Genomic DNA, 20,310 nt, shown 5'->3' with positions numbered 1-20,310 from the left:
CCCCCCGCCCCCCCCCCCCCCCCCCCTCGCCGTGTGCCGCGAGTCCCGGGACCTCAGCCGGTCAGTACACGTCGCGCACGTAGCGCCTCTGGGCGACGAGCCCCTTGCGGTAGTCGACCGCCGCGTCCTCCGACAGGCCGCCGTGCCGACGAGCGATCGTGACGAGCGTGTCGTCGACGTCCTTGGCCATGCGGCTCGCGTCGCCGCACACGTACAGGTGCGCGCCGCTCTCCAGCCATCGCCAGAGCTCCAGTCCGTGCTCGATCATGCGGTCCTGCACGTAGATCTTCTGCCGCTGGTCGCGCGAGAAGGCGAGGTCGAGGCGGGTGAGGAACCCGTCCGTCCGCATCGACTCGAGTTCCTCCCGGTAGTAGAAGTCGGTCGCCGCATGCTGCTCGCCGAAGAACAGCCAGTTGCGCCCGGTGTGCCCGTCGGCGCGGCGGTCGTGCAGGAACCCGCGGAACGGCGCGATCCCCGTGCCGGGACCGATCATGATCATGGGAGCGTCCCCGACGGCGGGTGGGCGGAAGTGCGGCGACTTCTGCAGATAGACGGGCACCGGCGCCGCGTCGGCCTGATCGGCGAGGAAGGTCGACGCGACCCCGCCACGCCGCCTCCCGGTCTCGGTCTCGAACCGCACGACCGAGACGGTGAGCTGCACTTCGTCGGGAGACGTCTTGGGGCTCGATGAGATCGAGTACTGACGCGGCTGCAGACGCTTGAGAAGAGGCATCCACTCCCCCGCTTCGGCCCGCACCGGGAACGCGCGCAGCAGGTCGACGGCGTGCATGCTCCACAGGTACTGCTCGAGTCGTCCCTTGTTCTCGCGCCGCAGGAGGGTCGCCAGCGTGGGGTCGGGGTTTCGCTCGGCGACGAACGCGAGCAGGTCCGCGCCGATGCGCGTGATGTCGAGCTCGGCGAGGGCGTCTTCGAGGAACTGTTCGCGCCCCTCCACCTCGACGATCGCGTGCCGGGACAGCCCGGTGACCTCGAGCCACTCGGCCACCATCGCCGGTGCGTTCGCGCATACGACGCCGAGTGAGTCGCCCGCCTCGTACGTCACGCCCGCGCGCGCCAGATCGAAGCCGAGCTGCCGCACCTCCTTGGCCGATCCCGGGCCGCTGAGCAGCCGGTTCGTGACGAGCGGCGCGAGCACCGGGTTCCCGCGAGTGAAGAGACGTCGCGTCGGCGGCGGGGCGGTGTCGACGAGGGCGACGGATGCCGTCTCCCCCGCCGTGAGCGTGCGGATGACCTCCTCGAGCCACGCCGCCGCCGGCTCGGCGTAGTCGGGCTCGCAGTCCACGCGGGGCAGCAGCGCGGTCGCGCCGAGCGCTCCGAGGCGCGTGTCGATGCCGCGGCCGTGGCCGCAGAAGTCGTCGTAGCTCGAGTCGCCGATCGCGAACACGGCGTAGTCGAGCTCGGCGAGCTCGGGCACCGCGTCGCCGTTGAGGTCCGCCCAGAGGTCGGCCCCGTTGTCGGGCGGGCCGCCGTCGCCGAAGGTCGAGGTGACGACGAGGAGCTTCCGCACCGCTGCCAGGTCGGTGAGGGTCATGTCGACCATGCTGACCGTCCGAGCGGGGATGCCGCGGGCCGTCAGCGTCGCCGCGCACGTCGAGGCGACCTCTTCGGCGTTCCCGGTCTGCGAGCCCCACAGCACCGTCACCTCGTCGACGCCCGCCGCCGAAGAGACGGGAAGTCCGAGCGGCGTTCGCGAGTACAGCCCTGCGAGCACGCCGTCGAACCACGCGCGCGACACCTCGCGCAACGGCGCGCCCGGAGGGAGCACGGGCACGAGCCCCGGCGCCACCGGCGCCACCTCCAGCGCCGAGAGGAAGCCCGAGACGTACTGCCCTTCGGCCACGCTCAGCGCAGGGGCCGCCCCGCTCTCGACGCCGATCCCGGCGAGCACCGCCCGCGCGGCGCCGGGCTGCGGCATCCCGTTCCCGCTCGCTTCGGCGGTCACCGGCTCGGGCGACGGACCCACCCGGCGCAGCGCGACCGCGGCGTACTTGAACTCGGGCTGGAGCGACGCCGCGTCCACCGCGTCGCTCGTCACCGCGTTGACGGCCAGGTGCTCGCCGTGCTCGTCGTTCCAGTGGAACGGCGTGAAGCAGCATCCCGGCCTCACTCGATCGGTGACGACCGCCGGCAGGACCGCGCGACCCCGGCGCGACGAGACCTCGACCTGGTCTCCGTCGGCGATGCTCAGGCGCTCCGCGTCGAGCGGATGCACCTCGACGAACGGCTTCGGATCGAGCCGCACGAGCTTGTCGACCCTGCCGGTCTTCGTCATGGTGTGCCACTGGTGCTGGAGCCTGCCGGTGTTGAGGATCCAGGGGTAGTCGTCGTCGGGCAGCTCGCTCGGCCCCAGATGCGGTCGCGCGAAGAACTGCGCACGGCGGCTCGGCGTCGCGAAGGCCAGTCGCGGCGTAGCGCCGTCCGCATCACGATGCGGCGCCTGGCTCACGCCGTCATTGAGGTAGCGGATCGGATGCCGGGCCTCGGCGTCGCCGGGGGGCGCCGGCCACTGCACCGGTCCCTGCCGCAGGCGGTCGTAGTCCACGCCGCGGATGTCCCACCCGGTCTGCGGGTTCCAGAACCGGCGGATCTCGTCGAACACCTCGGCGCTGCTCTCGAAGTCGAACCCCTCGTCGAAGCCCATCGCCCGGGCGACACGGCAGATCGTGAGCCAGTCGGGTTGCGCGTCGCCGGGGGCGTCGGCGGCGCGCTGCACGAGGGTCATCGTGCGGTCGCTGTTGACCATGACGCCCTCCGCCTCCACCCACAGCGTGGCGGGAAGAAGGATGTCGGCATACGCGTTCGTGGCGGTCTCGGTGAAGACGTCCTGCACGATGACCAGCTCGGCGGCTTCGAGCCCTTCGATCACCGTCGATCGATTGGCCACCGAGGCGACCGGGTTCGTGCAGATGATCCAGGCCGCCTTGATGTCGCCCGCGGCCATCGACCGGAACATGTCGATCGTCCCGGCGCCCGCCTCGTCACGGATCGTCCCGGGTTCGAGACCCCAGACGTCCTCGACGAAGGCGCGATCGGCCGGGCTGAAGACCGCGCGCTGACCGGGCAGTCCGGGCCCCATATAGCCCATCTCGCGTCCGCCCATCGCGTTGGGCTGCCCGGTGAGCGAGAAGGGGCCGCTGCCGGGGCGGCAGATCGCGCCGGTGGCGAGGTGCAGGTTGCAGATCGCGTTCGTGTGCCACGTGCCCTGCGTGGACTGGTTGAGCCCCATCGTCCACAGCGTCATCCACTCGCCCGCCTCGGCGATCCAGCGGGCGGCGGTGCGGATGTCCGCCTCGGCGAGCCCGGTCACCTCGGCGACGCGCGCCGGCGGGTACTCGGCGAGGAACGCCGGCATCCCCTCCCAGCCCTCGGTGTGCGAGGCGATGAACTCGCGGTCGATCGCCCCCTCCGCGACGAGCAGGTGCAGCAGGCCGTTGAGCAGGACCAGGTCGGTGCCGGGAGCGATCGGGAGGTAGAGGTCGGCGCGCTCGGCGGTCGCCGTGCGGCGAGGGTCGACCACGATGAGCTTCGCGCCCTGCTTGAGGCGGTCGGCCATGCGCAGGAAGAGGATCGGGTGGCAGTCGGCCATGTTGGACCCGATCACGAAGAACAGATCGGCACGGTCGAGGTCCTCGTACGAGCCGGGCGGCCCGTCGGCTCCGAGGGACTGCTTGTAGCCGGTGCCGGCCGACGCCATGCACAGCCGCGAGTTCGACTCGATGTGCACACCGCGGAGGTAGCCCTTGACGAGCTTGTTCGCGAGGTACTGCGCCTCGATCGACATCTGGCCCGAGACGTAGACCGCCACGGCGTCGGGACCGTGCTCGTCGACGATCGTCCGCAGCCGTCGGCCCGCCTCGGCGATCGCGGTGTCGAGCGGCGCCGGAACGATCTCCTCGCCACGTGCGGGACGCAGGCACGCCGACGACATGCGCCCGGGCGCGTGCATCAGCTCGACGTGCGTCGCGCCTTTCGTGCACAGCCGTCCGGCGTTCGCGGGGTGTTCCCTGTCTCCGGCGACCTTCGACACGACGAAGCCGTCGCCGGCCGCACCGGGCCCGGAGGTGACGCTGATCCCGCAGCCGACGCCGCAGTACGAGCACACCGCCCGCACATCGGTCGGCGGCGCGCTCGGGCGCGGGCCTGCCGAAAGTGCGATCGTGCTCATCACCCGATGATCGCGGAGGCATGTTCCGCCGGGCGGCACGGGGTGTTACGCGCGGATCACATCACACTCACGGTGGGATGAGGAGGACAGTGAGCGGATGCCGCTCCCTGCGGCGCCGTCAGTCCTCGGTGCCCTGCGCGTCGGGGGTGTCGTCGGGGGTGTCGTCGCCCGGAAGCTCTTCGAAGAGGCCGGCAGGCGGGGTGACCACGAGACGGCCACCGGCGATGTCGACCTCGGGGACGATCGCCTTGACGAACGGCACGAGCACCTCTTCGTCGCCGGGCGTGCGGACGATCAGGAGATCCTGCGCCGGCATGTGGTCGACACGGATGACGCGTCCGACGGTCGCGCCGTCACGGACGACGTCGAGGCCGACGAGTTGGTGGTCGAACCATGCGTCGTCCTCGGCGGACGGAGCCTCGGTGTCCTGGTCGATCCACAGGATCGCGCGAATGAGGCCCTCCGCCGCATCGCGGTCGTCGACGCCCTCGAAGAACGCCACCGGGTGGCTGTTCATCCAGCGGAACTCGCGCACCGTGAGCGGCTTGCCGTGCCACGGGGAGGACACGGGAACCTGAAGGGTGAAAGTGGCTCCTGGCACGAACCGACCCTCAGGGTCGTCGGTGTAGAGCTCGAGCTTGATCGCGCCTTTGAGGCCGTGGGCCTTGACCAGGCGTCCGACCCGCAGCTGCGTCTTGCCGGACGGTGCCGGTGCGGGGCCCTTCGACGCGGAGTCGGCGTTCGCGCCGGCGGTGTCGTCTGCCACCTCAGTCGTCCGCGACGTCGACGCGGACGCGCCTGCCGTCGGCGAGCGCGCTGATGAGAGTGCGCAGGGCTTTGGCCGTGCGGCCGCCGCGCCCGATCACGCGACCCCGGTCGTCGGGGTGGACGTGCACCTCGAGCACGTCACCGCGGGGCGACGTGGACGAGTCGATGCGCACGGCGTCGGGGTGATCCACGATCCCCTTGACGACGTGCTCGAGCGCGGCGGCGAGCAACGGATTACTCGGCGGACTCGGCGGCCTCGTCGGCCGCGTCGGTCGCCTCGGCGGCGGGAGCCTCGGCGGGCTCCTCGGCCTTCTTCTCGGCCTTGGGCTTGATGACCGACTTCTTCGAGGAGTCGACCTCGAAGTCGGCCTTGGCCTCACGGGTCTTCACCGTCGAGACGGCGTCCTTGTCGCCCTTGAACTGACCCCAGTCGCCGGTCAGCTTGAGGAGCGCGAGGACCTGCTCGGTCGGCTGCGCGCCGACCGACAGCCAGTACTGCGCACGCTCGGAGTCGACCTCGATGAACGAGGGCTCCTCGGTGGGGTGGTACTTGCCGATCTCCTCGATGACACGACCATCGCGCTTGGTGCGCGAGTCGGCCACGACGATGCGGTAGTAGGGCGCACGGATCTTGCCGAGGCGCTTGAGACGGATCTTGACAGCCACGATTCTCCTGAATGTGTGGAAAGTGAGTGAACTGATCGCCTGGGGAGTGGGGTGCACACCCGGCGGAAGCTCTGAAGAGAGGATCTCCGCGCTGGATAGAGGGTCGAGCGGGTGATCCAGCGTTCTATTCTGCCAGATGACACCGCATGCCGCGAACACGCAGCCGGAAGGCTCGCGCGTGTCAGACTGTGGAAATGACGGTGCCCTTCGCGACATCCGCCCGCTCGTCCGTAGGCCTGGAGTGGGAACTCATGCTCGCCGACGGTGCGACAGGAGACCTCGCCCCGCGGGCACCCGACATCCTGCGCGAGCTCGAGGAGAGCACCGCGCTCGAACGCTATACCGTCACCGGAGAGCTGCTGACGAACACCGTCGAGGTCACGAGCGGCATCGGAAAGACCGTGGCCGCGGCCGTCGACGACATCGCCGACGCGATCGCCGCCGTGCGCACGGTGAGCGACCCGCTCGACGTCGAGCTGCTGTGCGCGGGAAGCCACCCTTTCGCCCAGTGGTTCGACCAGCAGGTCACCGACAAGACGCGGTACAACAAGCTCATCGAGCGCACCCAATGGTGGGGGCGCAACATGATGATCTGGGGCATCCACGTTCACGTCGGCGTCGACGACGTCGCCAAGGTGTTCCCGATCATCAACGCCCTCACCGTCTACCTCCCGCATCTGCAGGCGCTGTCGGCATCGAGCCCGTTCTGGGCCGGGGAGCGCACCGGCTACGCATCCAACCGCTCCCTCGTCTTCCAGCAGCTCCCGACCGCCGGTCTCCCCTGGCCCCTCGACACGTGGAGCCAGTTCGAGGGCTACCTCGACGATCTCGTGGGCACCGGCGTCATGGAGGATGCGACCGAGGTGCGCTGGGACATCCGCCCGGCACCGCGCTGGGGCACCATCGAGGTGCGCGCGTGCGACGGCATGTCCACGCTGCCCGAGCTGGCGGCGCTGGCGGCGTTCATCCAGGTGCTGGTCGAGCACTTCTCGCGCGAGCTCGACGAGGGGCGCGAACTCCTCACGCTCCAGCCCTGGTTCATCCGCGAGAACAAGTGGCGCGCCGCGCGGTACGGACTCGACGCCCGGGTGATCGTCGACCGGGCAGGCACGCAGGTGCCGGTGACCGAGCACATCCGCGCGAAGCTCGACGAGCTGGCCGACATCGCAGTGGAGCTCAAGTGCGTGCGCGAGCTCTCGGGGATCGAGACGATCCTGAGCCAGGGTGCCAGCTACGCCCGTCAGCTCGTGGTGGCCGACGCCGCCGACGGCGATCTGCGCGAGGTCGTGCAGCACCTCATCCGCGAGTTCCGCTCAGGACCCACCCTTCGCGAGCACCTCCGCAACCTCGGCCACTGACCCCACCCGCGCCGCGGCGCAGCGCTGGGCCCGCGTCAGCCCTTGCCGAGGAGCTTCTGCAGTTCGGCGAGGTCGGCCTCGGTCGGCGTGCCCTTCGCGCCGCCCAGGCCGAAGCCCGAACCCGTCGGAGTGGCGGGAGCCGCCGCGAGGCCGGCGTTCTCGGCGGCGCGCTTGGCGGGGTTGCCCGAGCGCGAGCCCTTCGCCTTCTGCTGCTTCCCGCGCTTGGACGACGCGCCCGGACGGCCGGCGCCCGGAACGGGCCCCATGCCGGGGATGTTCGGCACGCCGCCGCGGGCGACGGTCTTCATCATCTTGGCCGCCTGCTCGAACCGCTGGACGAGCTGGTTCACGTCGGTCACCGTCATGCCTGATCCGCGCGCGATGCGCAGGCGACGGGAGCCGTTGAGGAGCTTGGTGTTGCGACGCTCGGCGGGGGTCATCGAGCGGATGATCGCCTCCGTGCGGTCGATCTCGCGCTCATCGAAGTTCTCGAGCTGATCCTTCATGGACCCCATGCCCGGGAGCATCCCGAGCATCTTCTTCATCGAGCCCATCTTGCGCATCTGCTGCATCTGCTCGAGGAAGTCCTCGAGCGTGAACTGCTCGGTCGCGAGCTTCTCGGCCATCTTCATGGCCTCGTCCTCATCGAACGCCTGCTGGGCCTGCTCGATGAGGGTCAGGATGTCGCCGAGGTCGAGGATGCGGCTCGCCATGCGGTCAGGGTGGAACGCCTCGAGGTCGTCGAGACCTTCACCGGTCGACGCGTAGATGATCGGGCGCCCGGTGACCGAGGCCACCGACAGCGCGGCACCGCCGCGCGCGTCGCCGTCGAGCTTCGAGAGCACGACGCCGGTGAAGTCGACGCCGTCCTGGAAGGCCTTCGCGGTGTTGACGGCATCCTGTCCGATCATCGCGTCGATGACGAACAGCACCTCGTCGGGATCCGTCGCGGTGCGGATGTCGGCCGCCTGCTTCATGAGCTCGGCGTCGACGCCGAGGCGTCCGGCGGTGTCGATGATCACGACGTCGTGCTGCTGGCGACGCGCCACCTCGACGCCGTCGCGCGCGACCTTCACCGGGTCGCCGACGCCGTTGCCGGGTTCGGGCGCGTAGATCGCGGCGCCGGCGCGCTCGGCGACCACCTGGAGCTGGTTCACCGCGTTGGGGCGCTGGAGGTCGGCGGCGATGAGCAGAGGTGTGTGCCCGTCCTTCTCGAGCTGGTGCGCGAGCTTTCCGGCGAACGTCGTCTTGCCCGAACCCTGGAGGCCGGCGAGCATGATGACGGTGGGCGGGTTCTTCGCGAACTGCAGGCGCCGCTGCTGTCCGCCGAGGATCGCGACGAGCTCCTCGTTCACGATCTGCACGACCTGCTGCGCGGGGTTGAGCGCCCGGTTCACCTCGTCGCCGAGGGCGCGCTCGCGCACCTTGGCGGTGAAGTCCTTGACGACGGGCAGCGCCACGTCGGCGTCGAGCAGCGCGCGCCGGATCTCGCGGACGGTGCCGTCGACATCCGCGGGCGTGAGCTTGCCCTTGGTGCGGAGGTTGCGGAAGGTCTCGGTGAGCCGGTCGGAGAGAGTGCCGAAAGTCGCCATGATCCCCCGATTCTACGTGAGCGGATGCCGCGTCCCGCCGCGCTCGCGGCTCACTCCGGTCCGAGCTCCTGGAAGAGCGTGAGCTGCAGATCGGCCGGGCCGCGCAGGCGGGAGTTGAGCGAGCGCCAGGGAGTCGGGCGAGCGGATGCCTCGACCTCGGCACCGGCGGCCGCCAGGCGGTCCGTCGCGCCGGCCGCGTCGTCGACCTCGAACGCGATCCGGATCGGGTCGCTCGTGACGCCGTCGGTCTCGACGCGGTCGATGAAGTCGACCTGGGCGGGGTTGGAAAGCTCGAGCGTGGCGCGGCCCGCGTCGAGGATCGCCACCCGTGCTCCGCCCTCGGCCTCGTACGCCTCGGACTGGGGCATGCCCACGACGTCGCGGTAGAAGGCGAGCGCCCCATCGAAGTCGGCGGCTCGCACGACGACGCGCAGCTGCCGCACCTCCCCCGGCTGCGGCGTATGCGTCACGGACCCCGCCGCTTCCGCAGCTCTGCTCAGGAAGCGCTCGAGCGAGGTTACGCCCGCACCGTCGTGCGCCCAGGCCTCCACGGCCGCGAGGACGGCGCCGCCCCAGGCTGCGCCGGCGACCTCCGCATGCAGCCGGTCGGCGCCGCCGCGAGACAGCCGATCCGCCACGGCACGCCCGATGCGGGTGCGGCGCAGTGCCCCTTCGCGGTCGAGCTCGCTGTCGAGTCCCATCGCGGTCGCGTTGACGATCGCGAGCGCCAGGCTGTCGGGGGCGAACTCGGAGCCGAGGGCGAGCACGGCGGCCCGCACGCCGGCCGAGGCATCCGCTCCGTCGTCCTCGGCGAGCCGTTCCTCGAGCGATGTCAGCCGCTCGTCGAGCCCCGCCCACAGAACGTCGGACTTCGAGGCGAAGTAGTTGAAGAAGCTCGAGCGGCTCACTCCGGCACGCGACGTGATGTCGGCGATCGAAGTCGCCTCGAACCCCTGCTCGAGGAACAGCTCACAGGCTGCTTCGGCGAGCGTCTCCCTCGACGACGCCTTCGGCCGGCCCACACGCCCCGTGCTTTTCACCCTGGACACGCTAGCGGCCGCGACGGATCGTCGACAGTCGCGTAATGTTGGACGCGATTCATAAATCACCCCAGGTGAAGGTGCACGATGATCGAGATCCAGACGGTGGGCGTCTCCCCCGACTACGTCCCCTACCTCGACGGGTGGGAGCTGCAGCGCAGCATCCACGCCGAGGTCGTCGCCGGATCCCGGCCCGACGCGCTCCTGCTGCTCGAGCATGAAGCGGTCTACACCGCCGGCGCCCGCACCGCCCGACACGAGCGCCCGACGGACGGCACGCCGGTGATCGACGTCGACCGCGGCGGCAAGATCACGTGGCACGGGCCCGGTCAGCTCGTGGGCTACCCGATCGTGCGGCTCGCCGAACCCGTGGACGTCGTGGCGCACGTCCGCCGGCTCGAGCAGGTGCTGATCGACGTGCTGCGCGTGCACGGCGTCGACGGCTACCGCGTCGAAGGACGCAGCGGCGTCTGGGTGCGCCGGCCGCTCGGCGAGGACAAGGTCGCAGCGATCGGCGTGCGCGTCCAGCAGGGCGTCACGATGCACGGCTTCGCGTTGAACTGCGACAACACCCTTGCGGGCTTCCGCGGCATCATCCCGTGCGGCATCACCGACGCAGGCGTGACCACGGTGAGTGAGATCGTGGGAGCGGACGTCGCGCCGCGCGATGTCATCGGAACCGTGGCCGAGGCTTTCCAGGCCGAGTACGCGAGCGAGGTCGCGGCGTGAGCGCGTGCGGCACCGGCCCCGCCGCCCCGGCGAGCGGACCCGACGGGCGCAAGCTGCTGCGCCTCGAGGTGCGCAACGCCCAGACCCCGATCGAGCGCAAGCCGGAGTGGATCAGGACGAAGGCGAAGATGGGGCCGGAGTACCAGGCGCTCCACGCCCTGGTGAAGACCGAAGAGCTCCACACCGTCTGCCAGGAAGCGGGCTGCCCCAACATCTACGAGTGCTGGGAGGACCGCGAGGCCACCTTCCTCATCGGCGGGTCGCAGTGCACGCGCCGGTGCGACTTCTGCCAGATCGACACCGGCAAGCCCGCCGACTACGACACCGATGAACCGCGCCGCGTGGCCGAGAGCGTCGTGCGCATGAACCTGCGCTACGCCACGGTCACCGGCGTCGCGCGCGACGACCTGGCCGACGGCGGCGCATGGCTGCACGCCGAGACAGTCCGACAGATCCACGCGATGAACCCGAACACGGGGGTCGAGATCCTCGCGACCGACTTCAACGGAGATCCCGTCCTCCTCGCCGAGGTGTTCGAGAGCCGGCCCGAGGTGTTCGCCCACAACGTCGAGACGGTGCCGCGCATCTTCAAGCGCATCCGGCCCGCGTTCCGCTACGAGCGCTCTCTCGACGTGCTGACGGAGGCTCGCGACGCCGGGCTCATCACCAAGTCGAACCTCATCCTCGGCATGGGCGAGGAGCCCCAGGAGGTCGTGCAGGCGCTCCAGGATCTCCACGATGCGGGCACCGACATCATCACGATCACGCAGTACCTGCGCCCCTCGCCGCGGCACCTGCCCGTCGCGCGCTGGGTCAAGCCGCAGGAGTTCGTCGAGTTCAAGGAGGAGGCCGAGCGCATCGGCTTCCTCGGAGTCCTCGCCGGCCCGCTCGTGCGCTCGTCGTACCGCGCGGGACGACTGTGGGCGCAGTCGATGCTGTCGAAGGGGCACGAGATCCCCACTCACCTCGCGCACATCGCCGAGGACGTCCACGTGGAGCGGGGGTTCGCGCAGGCGGTGTGACCGCCTGCGGTGGGAGCTCCAGCGCGCTACGGCGTCGGCCAGATGTACGGCAGGTCGTCGGGCACGTCACCGAACCGAGGTCGGTAGAACTCGGGATCCTTGCGCACCAGGTTCGAGCGGTGCGACAGGTGGAAGGCCGCGTCTCCCAGCCACCGCGGCATCTCGATTTCGGACTGCGGGACCCCGTCGACGGCGGGCGCGAACTCGAGCAACTGCGCGCGGACGCTGTCGGCGCGACCGAGCGTGGTCCAAGCATCCGTCATCGCCAATCCGTACGCGACGAGCGCCGGAAGTCGGCCCGCCCACATCTTCGCCGCGGGGTGGTGGCGCCAGCCGTAGTCGGGCACGGTGTTCGCGCGCAGCAGCTGGAGGGTCTCGACGCGCTGCTTGCCGAGCCGGGCCGGGTCGAGCGCGGCAGCGGAGTCCTCGAACGAGGGGTACGGCAGGAAGGTCTGCACCCGGTCACTCGGCGCTGGTGACCGACAGCACCCCGCCCTCGGAGTCGAGGTTCACCAGCAGCACATCGTCGGTCGCGTCGGGGTCGAGCGCGTACTCCAGCACCGCGAACGGATCGGATCCGCCGTGCTCGTCGGCGAGGATCGTCATGCTCATCAGCTGCAGCGACCGGATCACGTCGATGTGCACATCGCCGGAGATGTCGACGAGGAGATCTTCGAGATCGTCCCCCAGCGAGTCCTGCTGCTGGAGGATGTATTCGGTCACCTCGCTGGTGCGATCGCTCAGCTCGTTCACCATCGAATTGCGGGCGCTGCGGTCGATGTCCTCGATCGCCGAGATGAGACCGGCCGCGACGTCGAGCGCCGTCTCCGACACGTCGTCCTGGTCGGGCGCGGTCAAGTCGACCGTCACCGCCTGATCTCCCAGTTCGACGCTCTCGGACCAGAAGATCGAACCGTCGGGACCCGACTCGAGGAGGCCGAAGTAGTCGTGCTCGATCGCCATGACCCCATGAAACCAGCCTCCGCGCTCAGGCGGTAGCCCTTGCCGCGCGTCGCGCGGATCCGTTACGTGCGCGTCATCGGACGGCGTCCTCAGTCGACGAGGGATGCCGCGAAAACGTGCGGCGTGAACCCCGTCAGGTCACCGATCCCCTCGCCCTGACCGAGCAGTTTCACGGGGATGCCGGTGCGCTCCTGGACGGCGAGGACGAAGCCGCCCTTGGCCGAGCCGTCGAGCTTCGTGAGCACGAGACCGGTGACCCCCGCGTGCTCCAGGAAGGCCTGCGCCTGCATCACTCCGTTCTGCCCCGTGGTCGCGTCGAGAACCAGCAGGACCTCGCTGATGGGCGCCTGCTTCTCGATCACGCGCCGGATCTTCGTGAGCTCGTCCATGAGCCCGCCCTTGGTGTGGAGGCGTCCCGCCGTGTCGACGAGGACGATCTCGGTGCCGGTGCGCTTCGCGTAGTCGATGGTCTGGAAGGCGACGGATGCCGGGTCCTGGCCCTCCTGCTGCGGCCGCACGATCTCGGCACCGCCGCGCTCCGCCCACGTCGCGAGCTGGTCGACGGCGGCGGCGCGGAACGTGTCGGCCGCGCCGACGACGACCGAGCGTCCGTAGCGCTGCAGGAACTTCGCGAACTTGCCGATCGTCGTCGTCTTGCCGACGCCGTTCACGCCGACCACGAGCACGACCGCCGGACGCTCGGTGAGGCGCAGGGTGGTGTCGAACTTCGCGAAGTGCTCCTCGAGGGTCTCCTTCAGCATGCGCTGGAGGTCCTTCGGATCGGTCGTGCGGAAGCGGTCCACCTTCTCGCGCAGCTCCTCGACGATGCGCTCGGAGATGTCCGGTCCGAAGTCGGCGGTGATGAGCGCCGTCTCGAGGTCGTCCCATGTGGTCTCGTCGATCGTGGGTTTGACGAACATGCCGCGCAGCGCGCGACCGAGCGACCAGGAGCTTTCAGCCATGGGGTCCAGCCTATTCACCGCGCGCGGCGTCGGCGTTCACGGCATGATGAGGGAATGTCGCCCGACGAGAGTGCGGTGATCCGCACGCCGGACCAGCGCCTGCGGGTCTTCGTCAGCTCGACGCTGGCCGAACTCGCAGAGGAACGGGCCGCCGTCGCCCGGGCGATCACGTCGCTCGGGCTCGCCCCGGTGATGTTCGAACTGGGCGCGCGGCCGCATCCGCCTCAGGAGCTGTACCGCGCCTATCTCGCGCAGTCCGACGTGTTCATCGGGCTGTACTGGGAGAGCTACGGCTGGGTCGGCCCAGGGATGGACATCTCCGGCCTCGAGGATGAGTTCCGGCTCTCCGGCGGGCGCCCGCGGCTGCTGTACCTGAAGGCGCCCGCACCCGAGCGGCAGCCTCGCCTCGAGGCGATGATCGACGAGATCCGCACGCAGGGGACGGACGCGTACCGCACGTTCCGCAGCACGCGCGAGCTCGGCAGGCTTGTGCGCGACGACCTCGCACTGCTGCTCAGCGAGCGGTTCGTCAGCAGTGCGCGTGCGGCCGCGGCGCCGCGCACGGATGCCGTGGCCGACGCGCCTGCGGCGGTCGCGCCGCGCCGGACGCTCCCCCTCCCCGCGACATCGCTCGTCGGGCGCGATGACGACGTCGCCGCGGTCGTGACCCTGCTGCGGGCCGCCGACGTGCGCCTCGTGACCGTCACGGGACCGGGCGGGATGGGCAAGACCCGTGTCGCCATCGCCGTCGGCGAAGCGCTGGCGGCCGCCGACCCTCCCCTGCTCTTCGTGCCGCTGGCCGACGCCACCGACGAGGGTGAGGTGCTCCCGCGCATCGCCTCGGCTGCCGATGTCGTCATCGAGGGCACGCGGTCGATCCGGGAGATCCTCGTCGACCACTTCTCGTCGCGGCCGACGGTGATGATCCTCGACAATCTCGAGCAGGTCACGGCTGTCGCACCCGAGCTCGATGCCCTGCTGGCGTCCTGTCCCGGCCTGAAGATCCTGGCGACCAGCCGCATCGCACTGCGCCTCCGCGCCGAGCACGAGTACGTGCTCCCGCCGCTCGAGACGGGCAGCGAGCCGGGAGACCGAGCGAGCATCGACGACGCGCTCCTGCTCCCCGCCGTGCAGCTCTTCCTCGACCGTGCCGACGCCGTCGGGCGTCGCGTCGACTCCTCGCCCCGCAGCATCCGAGCGGTGCTCGAGATCTGCCAGCGGCTGGACGGCCTCCCGCTGGCCATCGAGCTCGCCGCGGCGCGAACGCGGCTGCTCGATCCGGTCGCCGTGCTGGCGCGCCTCGAGAACGTGCTCGACGCGCTCGGCAGCGGACCGGTGGACCTGCCCGAGCGCCAGCGCGGACTGCGCGCGACCGTCGAGTGGAGCGTCGGCCTTCTGGGCGAGGAGGAGCGGCGGCTGCTGTCCCGACTGTCGGTCTTCGTCGGCGGGTGGACCGTCTCCGCGGCGGCCGCAGTCGCCGGGCTCGACGACGACGCCGCACTCGACCTGCTCGATCTGCTGGTCGGCAACAGCCTCGTCGTGGTGACCCTCGGCGAGGATGAGCCGCGCTTCCGCATGCTCACCGCGGTACGCGAGTACGCGGCCGAGCTGCTGACCGGCGAGGACCGCGCCGAAGCGGAGCGGTGCCACGCACGTCACTTCGCCGACCTGGCCGAGAGCGACGTGGACGCCGCGGATCGGTCGGCGTGGGGCGAGCGACTTCACACCGACGAGGACAACCTCCGAGCGGCGATCCGCTGGTTCTTCGCCCACGACATCGCCAGGCTGCCCCACCTCTTCCGTGCCCTCTGGCTCTACTGGCAGGTCTACGACCGGATGTCGGAGGCGCGGCATCTCGCCGGAGAGCTGCAGCGCGTCGTGCGCCCCGGCGACCTCGACGAGAGAGCCGAGACCGAGCTGCTGTTCACCATCGCGGTCACCTCGACCGAGGTCGGCGACGATCAGGCCGCGCTGGATGCGGTCGACGCGATCGCGCAGCGCATGGCGGCGCTCCGCGATCCCGAGCTTCGTGATGCCCTTCTGCTCGCCGATTCCTGGGTGCGTCCCCTGCGCGGCGATCTCGACGGTGCGCTCGCGTCCGCCGAGGCCGCCTACGCAGGCTACGCATCGCGGGAGGATCTGTTCGTCGCCGCCGCCGCGCTGACGATCGGCATGCTCCGCATGGCGCTCGGCGACGATGACAGTGCCCGTCGCTACCTCATGGAAGTCGACGAGTTCGGCGGCCGGCTCGACATCCAATGGCTCACGGCCGCCGGGCTCACCCACCTCGCGATCATGGACGTGCGCTCCGACGCCACGGAGGCGGCACGCGATCGCCTGCGCCGACTGCTGAGTCGTCTCGACGACGACCGCACGGTGACGCTCTCGGCGAGCCTCATCCTCGCGGCGTTCGGCGATCTCTCACTCGCCGAGGGGCGAGCCGAGCCCGCTGCCACCGCCGTCGGCGCCATCGACGGTCTGCGCCGGCGCACCGGCGTCGCGCCGTGGCCGAACTCGCGCGGTCACGAGGAGGACCTTCGCCGCCGAGTCCGCGCCGAGATGACCCCCGCGGAGTGGGACCGCGCCTACGACGCGGGCACCGCCCTGCGCTTGACCGAGGCCATGGCGGTGGTCCGCGAGGCCGTCGGCGCGCCCGCCGGAGCGTAACCCTCGTCAGCTCGCAGCGCGCTCCCCCAGCCGCTGGCCGACGACGGCGGAGACACCGTCCTGGCGCATCGAGACCCCGTACAGGGCGTCGGCGATCTCCATCGTGCGCTTCTGGTGCGTGATGACGATCAACTGGCTCGACTCGCGCAACTGCTCGAAGACCCCGAGCAGGCGACCGAGGTTGGCGTCGTCGAGCGCAGCCTCGACCTCGTCGAGAATGTAGAACGGGCTCGGGCGCGCCTTGAAGATCGCGGTCAGCAGCGCGACCGCTGCGAGCGAGCGCTCACCGCCCGACAGCAGCGAGAGCCGCTCGATCTTCTTGCCGACCGGCCGCACAGCGACCTCGATGCCTGTCGTCAGCGGGTCGTCCGGATTGGTCAGCGAGATGCTCCCCGAACCACCCGGGAAGAGGATCGGGAACACTTCCCCGAACGCCGTCTTGGTGTCTTCGAACGCCGCGAGGAAGATCACCTGCATCCGCTCGTCGAGTTCCTCGATGATCGTGATGAGGTCCTTGCGGGTCTGCGTGAGATCGGCGAGCTGCTCGGTGAGGAACTTATGGCGCTGCTCCAACGCCGCGAACTCCTCGAGGGCGAGCGGGTTGACCCGGCCGAGCTGTGTGAGCTTGCGCTCGGCCTCCTGAAGCCGTCGGCGCTGTTGCGCGCGATCACACGGGACGGATGCCTCGGCCCCGGCGTCTTCGTCGTCCTCCGCCGAGGATTCGACTGGAACAGGCTGATCGGGACCATATTCCGATACGAGAATGTCTTCGTCGAGTCCGAGTTCGGAACTCACCCGCTCGAGGATTCCCGTGACGTGGAGGCGCTTCTCGTGGATCTGCAGCTCCAGGCTGTGGACGGTCTCGGTGAGTCCTGCGAGACGCTCGCGGGCCTGGGCCTCCTGCCGGCGCAGCTCGCCTAGCTCGGCCGTCAGCGCGGTGCGCTCCGACTCGGCCTGGGCGAGCTCGGACCGCGCCTGCGCGAGCGATCGCTCGACCGAGTCGAGCACCGCGGGCAGCTGGGCAGCGACTCCTGCCGCCGTCTCGCGCTGCGCGCGCCGCACGACGGCGCGACGCGCCGCTTCGGCGGCGGCCTCACGCTCGCGCTCGCGCTGCCGCTCCAGTCCCGCGACCCGGGCCTCGCCGGCGCGGATGCGCTCCTTGAGAGTCTCGACGTCGAGACGCGCCCGCATCTCGGCATCGCGCGCCGCCTCGAGCGCTCCGAGCATGCCGTCGCGCGCCGACGCGTCGAGGATGGGCCGCGGCGCTTCGAGCGCCGCGGTGAGCTGGTCGCCGGCCGATCGGGCAGACGCCTCCGCGTCTTCCACGGCCGACGCCGCCTGCGCGAGGCCTGCCGCGAGGCGGTCGCATTCCGCGACGGCGGCCTCGTATCGCACGGTCGCACGGTTGACCTGCTCGGTGTGCGCGGCCAGTGCCGCGTCGTGCTCGCGCAGGGTCGTCAGCGCCGCCTTCGTGCGGTGCCGTGCGGCCTCGAGCGCCCGCGTCGCGTCGGACAAGGCGTCGCGCAGCGAGTCCGCCACCACGGTGATCTCGTCCCGACGCTCGGCCGCGGCATCCCGCTCCGCCGCCAGTTCCAGACGGGAGCGGCCCTGCCCCGAGCCGGCGCGCACGGTGTACTCGGTGACGACCTCGCCCGACCTCGTCACCACGGTGACGGGACCGCCCACGTCGGCGGCGGCGATCGCGGGTCCGGCGGCGAGGGCTGCGTCGAGATCGTCGGCGATCACGACGAACGACAGGATGCCGAGCACGCCATCGGGCGCGGAGACCACGTCGCCCGCGGGGACGACGCCCGCGATGGACGGGAAGGCGGGCGCCAAGGCGCCGCTGTCGGCGATCGCGATGTCGACGGTGCCCAGGTCGCCGTCGCGCACCAGGCGCGCGGTCTCGACGGCGTGCTCGCGACTGTCGACCAGGATCCCCTCGACGAGTGGGCCGAGGGCTGCGGCGATCGCCGCCTCGTACCCGGCGGTGATCTTCACCGCGTCGCCGAGAAGGCCGCGGACACCGGCGGCGCCGCGCTCGACGATCTCGGCGGCCGCGTTGCGCCCGTCGAGAGCCCTGCCGAGCGCCGAGGTCTGGGCGGTGAGTGCCTCCACCTCGCGCTCGGCCGCGTGCAGCCGCTCCCGCAGCGCGCCCACCTCGGCCTCGGCGTCGGTGGCGTCACGCTGAGTGCGCTCATAGGCGGCGGCGTACTCCGCGGCCGAGCCCTCGGGGACGAGATCGGGATCGACGCCCGCCAGGGTCTCCTCCGCCTCGGCCCGCCGGGCCAGGGCCGCGTCCAGGGCCCGCTGCTGCCGTTCCACGGCGGCCCGGACGGCGGCGAGGGCGGACTCGGCGGCGTCGGCGGATCCGCGCAGCGCAGTGATGCGCATGTCGTGCTCGGAGACGAGGGCGCTCTGGGCGGAGATGTCGGCGTCGAGCGCGTCGAGCTCGGCGCGGGCGCGCATGACATCGCGGGATGCCTCGGCCGCAGCATCCTGCGCGCCTCCGAGTCCGTCCGCGATCTCCTGGATCTCGCTGCGGGCCTCGTCGATCATCGCCTGCGACACGGTGGTGAGCTCGATGCGGTCGTCGTCTTCGGCCTCGCCGAGCAGGGCGAGGCGCTGGCCGGCGAGGGCGTACAGGCTGCGCAGGCGCTCCTGCACGCGCTCCAGCCCGTACGTGACGCGACGAGCCTGGTCGACGCCCTCCGAGCGCTGCTGCGCCTCGAGGAGCTCGATGCGGGTGCGGGCGTTGTCGAGCTGGTCCTGCAGCACGAGCCGTTCGGCGTGGCGCTCGTGCTCGTTCTGAGCGTGGGACGCGAGCTGGGCGCGCAGGCCCACGATCTCGTCGGCGAACAGGCGCGCCTTCGCGTCGCGCACGACGGCAGCGATCGTCGCTGCCTCGCGGGCGATCTCCGCCTGGCGGCCGAGGGGCTTGAGCTGTCGGCGGAGTTCGCCGGCGAGGTCGCTGAGACGCGTGAGATTCGCCTCCATCGCCTCGAGCTTGCGAAGGGTCTTCTCCTTGCGCCGGCGGTGCTTGAGGATCCCCGCAGCCTCCTCGATGAAGCCACGGCGGTCTTCGGGCGACGCCTGCAGCACGCTGTCGAGGCGACCCTGTCCGACGATGACGTGCATCTCGCGGCCGAGGCCCGAGTCGCTCAGCAGCTCCTGCACGTCGAGCAGCCGGCAGACCTCGCCGTTGATCGCGTACTCGCTGGCCCCGTTGCGGAACAGCGTCCGGCTGATCGTGACCTCGGAGTACTCGATCGGCAGCGCACCGTCGCCGTTGTCGATCGTGAGCTGCACCTCCGCGCGGCCGAGGGGGCCGCGGGTGGCGGTGCCGGCGAAGATGACGTCCTCCATCTTCCCGCCGCGGAGGGTCTTCGCGCCCTGCTCGCCCATGACCCAGGCGAGGGCGTCGACGACGTTGGACTTGCCGGATCCGTTGGGACCGACGATGCACGTCACGCCGGGTTCCAGCGCGAACGTCGTCGGCTGCGCGAACGACTTGAACCCTTTGAGCGTCACGCTCTTCAGGTGCATCTATCGTCCTCCAGCCCGGTCGACTACCGCCTTACGCTACCCGAGGTCTCTGCTTTCCCCCGCGAGGCGAGCCGCACACTCCGCAGCAGTCGCGACACGCCCGTCGTTCGGCGAATCTGCGAAAACGCTTGACGTCGACCATCGGACCGCGCTAGTGTCACTCTCCGCGTCTAGAAGTCGAGAAAGGAGGTCCCCGAAATGATGCAAATGAACACCACCGGAGTCACCACGCCCACCGGCGTTGCGGCTCGTGTCTGCGCGTCGGGGACCCGCTCCTTCGGCGCCACTCAGAACAGCGGCTTCCACACCGCCAGCTGATCCCCGCAGGGGAGAACTCTGCCCTCTCCAGGGCACGATCCTCCTGCGCCGCCCCGAAGACCGGGTGCTGAGCGCATCTTCCTGCCGTCATCCCCGTCATGCTGCGGCATGACATCCCCGCCCGACCGCGCGTGGTTCCGGGCATCCACCTCCACCCATCCGGAAGAGAACAATCCTCATGAACACCACTTTTGCGCCGCAGCGCCCCTCGGGCGTCCCCGATACGCTGCGGCTTCAGAGCCGCGACACCCGTACCCCCGTCGTCGACCGCATCGCCCTCCACCTCGGCCTGTGGCTTCTGATCTGGGGCAGCCGGACTCCGCGGCTGACCGACGACCGCGAGCGTCACGCTCGTGCGCGCCGTGTGGGCACCGCGAACGCCGCGCGTGAGCACGCCTACCTCCGCGAGGCTCTCCTCGCGCCGCGGCCGTGACGGCCATCGGGTCCGCCCCCCCCCCCCCGCGGCGGATCCCGCCCGGGTCGAGATCGTCGT

Annotated in this window: 15 protein-coding genes; 5 read left to right on the top strand and 10 right to left on the bottom strand. The window is 70.7% G+C overall.

The window, feature by feature from the left end; all coding sequences use genetic code 11:
* Positions 1-61: 61 nt before the first annotated feature.
* The 4 genes from H9622_RS12815 to rpsP form a co-directional block, all read right to left on the bottom strand.
* Positions 62-4,186, bottom strand: coding sequence for a bifunctional nitrate reductase/sulfite reductase flavoprotein subunit alpha (locus tag H9622_RS12815; protein WP_191766801.1), 4,125 nt, complete (start codon positions 4,184-4,186; stop codon positions 62-64).
* Positions 4,187-4,304: 118 nt separating this feature from the next.
* Positions 4,305-4,952: a ribosome maturation factor RimM gene (gene rimM, locus H9622_RS12810; protein WP_191766800.1), complete on the bottom strand. Its 648-nt coding sequence runs from the start codon at positions 4,950-4,952 to the stop codon at positions 4,305-4,307.
* A 1-nt stretch (position 4,953) separates the two neighbouring features.
* Entirely contained in the window at positions 4,954-5,184 is a 231-nt protein-coding gene (locus H9622_RS12805) for an RNA-binding protein (RefSeq protein ID WP_055965452.1), read from the bottom strand.
* Positions 5,185-5,188: 4 nt separating this feature from the next.
* Positions 5,189-5,620 carry a 30S ribosomal protein S16 gene (gene rpsP, locus H9622_RS12800; protein ID WP_191766799.1) on the bottom strand — a complete coding sequence of 144 codons (432 nt, stop codon included), beginning with the start codon at positions 5,618-5,620 and terminating at the stop codon, positions 5,189-5,191.
* Positions 5,621-5,814: 194 nt separating this feature from the next.
* Here rpsP and H9622_RS12795 point away from each other — a divergent pair, with 194 nt between their 5' ends.
* Positions 5,815-6,978, top strand: coding sequence for a glutamate--cysteine ligase (locus H9622_RS12795; RefSeq protein WP_191766798.1), 1,164 nt, complete (start codon positions 5,815-5,817; stop codon positions 6,976-6,978).
* A gap of 35 nt (positions 6,979-7,013) precedes the next feature.
* Here the strand turns inward: H9622_RS12795 and ffh are convergent, their stop codons facing one another.
* Both ffh and H9622_RS12785 read right to left on the bottom strand, forming a co-directional pair.
* Complete coding sequence (gene ffh / locus H9622_RS12790) at positions 7,014-8,570, bottom strand: signal recognition particle protein (protein WP_191766797.1); 1,557 nt, start codon at positions 8,568-8,570, stop codon at positions 7,014-7,016.
* Between the two features lie 50 nt (positions 8,571-8,620).
* Complete coding sequence (locus tag H9622_RS12785; protein WP_191766796.1) at positions 8,621-9,610, bottom strand: TetR family transcriptional regulator; 990 nt, start codon at positions 9,608-9,610, stop codon at positions 8,621-8,623.
* 87 nt (positions 9,611-9,697) lie between these two features.
* On the opposite strand from H9622_RS12785, the gene lipB reads away from it, so the two are divergent.
* Positions 9,698-10,339 (top strand): lipoyl(octanoyl) transferase LipB, encoded by a 642-nt coding sequence (gene lipB, locus H9622_RS12780; protein WP_191766795.1) that lies wholly within the window; start codon positions 9,698-9,700, stop codon positions 10,337-10,339.
* Positions 10,336-11,361, top strand: coding sequence for a lipoyl synthase (gene lipA / locus H9622_RS12775; RefSeq protein ID WP_191766794.1), 1,026 nt, complete (start codon positions 10,336-10,338; stop codon positions 11,359-11,361). Before lipB ends, lipA begins: the two co-directional genes overlap by 4 nt.
* Before the next feature lie 26 nt (positions 11,362-11,387).
* Here lipA and H9622_RS12770 read toward each other — a convergent pair whose 3' ends face one another.
* From H9622_RS12770 to ftsY, 3 genes are all read right to left on the bottom strand, one after another.
* Complete coding sequence (locus tag H9622_RS12770; RefSeq protein WP_191766793.1) at positions 11,388-11,819, bottom strand: MSMEG_6728 family protein; 432 nt, start codon at positions 11,817-11,819, stop codon at positions 11,388-11,390.
* A 4-nt stretch (positions 11,820-11,823) separates the two neighbouring features.
* Positions 11,824-12,324, bottom strand: coding sequence for a DUF2004 domain-containing protein (locus H9622_RS12765; RefSeq protein WP_191766792.1), 501 nt, complete (start codon positions 12,322-12,324; stop codon positions 11,824-11,826).
* An 89-nt stretch (positions 12,325-12,413) separates the two neighbouring features.
* Positions 12,414-13,286 carry a signal recognition particle-docking protein FtsY gene (ftsY, locus tag H9622_RS12760; protein WP_191766791.1) on the bottom strand — a complete coding sequence of 291 codons (873 nt, stop codon included), beginning with the start codon at positions 13,284-13,286 and terminating at the stop codon, positions 12,414-12,416.
* A 54-nt stretch (positions 13,287-13,340) separates the two neighbouring features.
* Between ftsY and H9622_RS12755 the strand changes: the two genes are divergently transcribed.
* The gene (locus H9622_RS12755; protein WP_191766790.1) at positions 13,341-15,953 is read left to right on the top strand and encodes a DUF4062 domain-containing protein; all 2,613 of its coding nucleotides are present in this window, start codon (positions 13,341-13,343) and stop codon (positions 15,951-15,953) included.
* Between the two features lie 6 nt (positions 15,954-15,959).
* Here H9622_RS12755 and smc read toward each other — a convergent pair whose 3' ends face one another.
* Positions 15,960-19,499, bottom strand: coding sequence for a chromosome segregation protein SMC (gene smc / locus H9622_RS12750; protein WP_191766789.1), 3,540 nt, complete (start codon positions 19,497-19,499; stop codon positions 15,960-15,962).
* Between the two features lie 496 nt (positions 19,500-19,995).
* On the opposite strand from smc, the gene H9622_RS12745 reads away from it, so the two are divergent.
* Positions 19,996-20,250 carry a hypothetical protein gene (locus H9622_RS12745; RefSeq protein WP_191766788.1) on the top strand — a complete coding sequence of 85 codons (255 nt, stop codon included), beginning with the start codon at positions 19,996-19,998 and terminating at the stop codon, positions 20,248-20,250.
* Positions 20,251-20,310: the final 60 nt, after the last annotated feature.

It is taken from the genome of Microbacterium gallinarum, from assembly GCF_014837165.1.
Classification (GTDB): Bacteria; Actinomycetota; Actinomycetes; order Actinomycetales; family Microbacteriaceae; genus Microbacterium; species Microbacterium gallinarum.
Note: the sequence above shows the minus strand (reverse complement) of the source record. Positions and strands in the feature narration are given on the sequence as shown.

Coding starts and splice junctions, on each gene's coding strand:
- ffh (WP_191766797.1), bottom strand. CDS start 8,570: ATGGCGACTTTCGGCACTCTCTCCGACCGGCTCACCGAGACCTTCCGC.
- smc (WP_191766789.1), bottom strand. CDS start 19,499: ATGCACCTGAAGAGCGTGACGCTCAAAGGGTTCAAGTCGTTCGCGCAG.
- ftsY (WP_191766791.1), bottom strand. CDS start 13,286: ATGGCTGAAAGCTCCTGGTCGCTCGGTCGCGCGCTGCGCGGCATGTTC.
- H9622_RS12795 (WP_191766798.1), top strand. CDS start 5,815: ATGACGGTGCCCTTCGCGACATCCGCCCGCTCGTCCGTAGGCCTGGAG.
- H9622_RS12765 (WP_191766792.1), bottom strand. CDS start 12,324: ATGGCGATCGAGCACGACTACTTCGGCCTCCTCGAGTCGGGTCCCGAC.
- lipB (WP_191766795.1), top strand. CDS start 9,698: ATGATCGAGATCCAGACGGTGGGCGTCTCCCCCGACTACGTCCCCTAC.
- H9622_RS12815 (WP_191766801.1), bottom strand. CDS start 4,186: ATGAGCACGATCGCACTTTCGGCAGGCCCGCGCCCGAGCGCGCCGCCG.
- H9622_RS12745 (WP_191766788.1), top strand. CDS start 19,996: ATGAACACCACTTTTGCGCCGCAGCGCCCCTCGGGCGTCCCCGATACG.
- H9622_RS12755 (WP_191766790.1), top strand. CDS start 13,341: ATGTCGCCCGACGAGAGTGCGGTGATCCGCACGCCGGACCAGCGCCTG.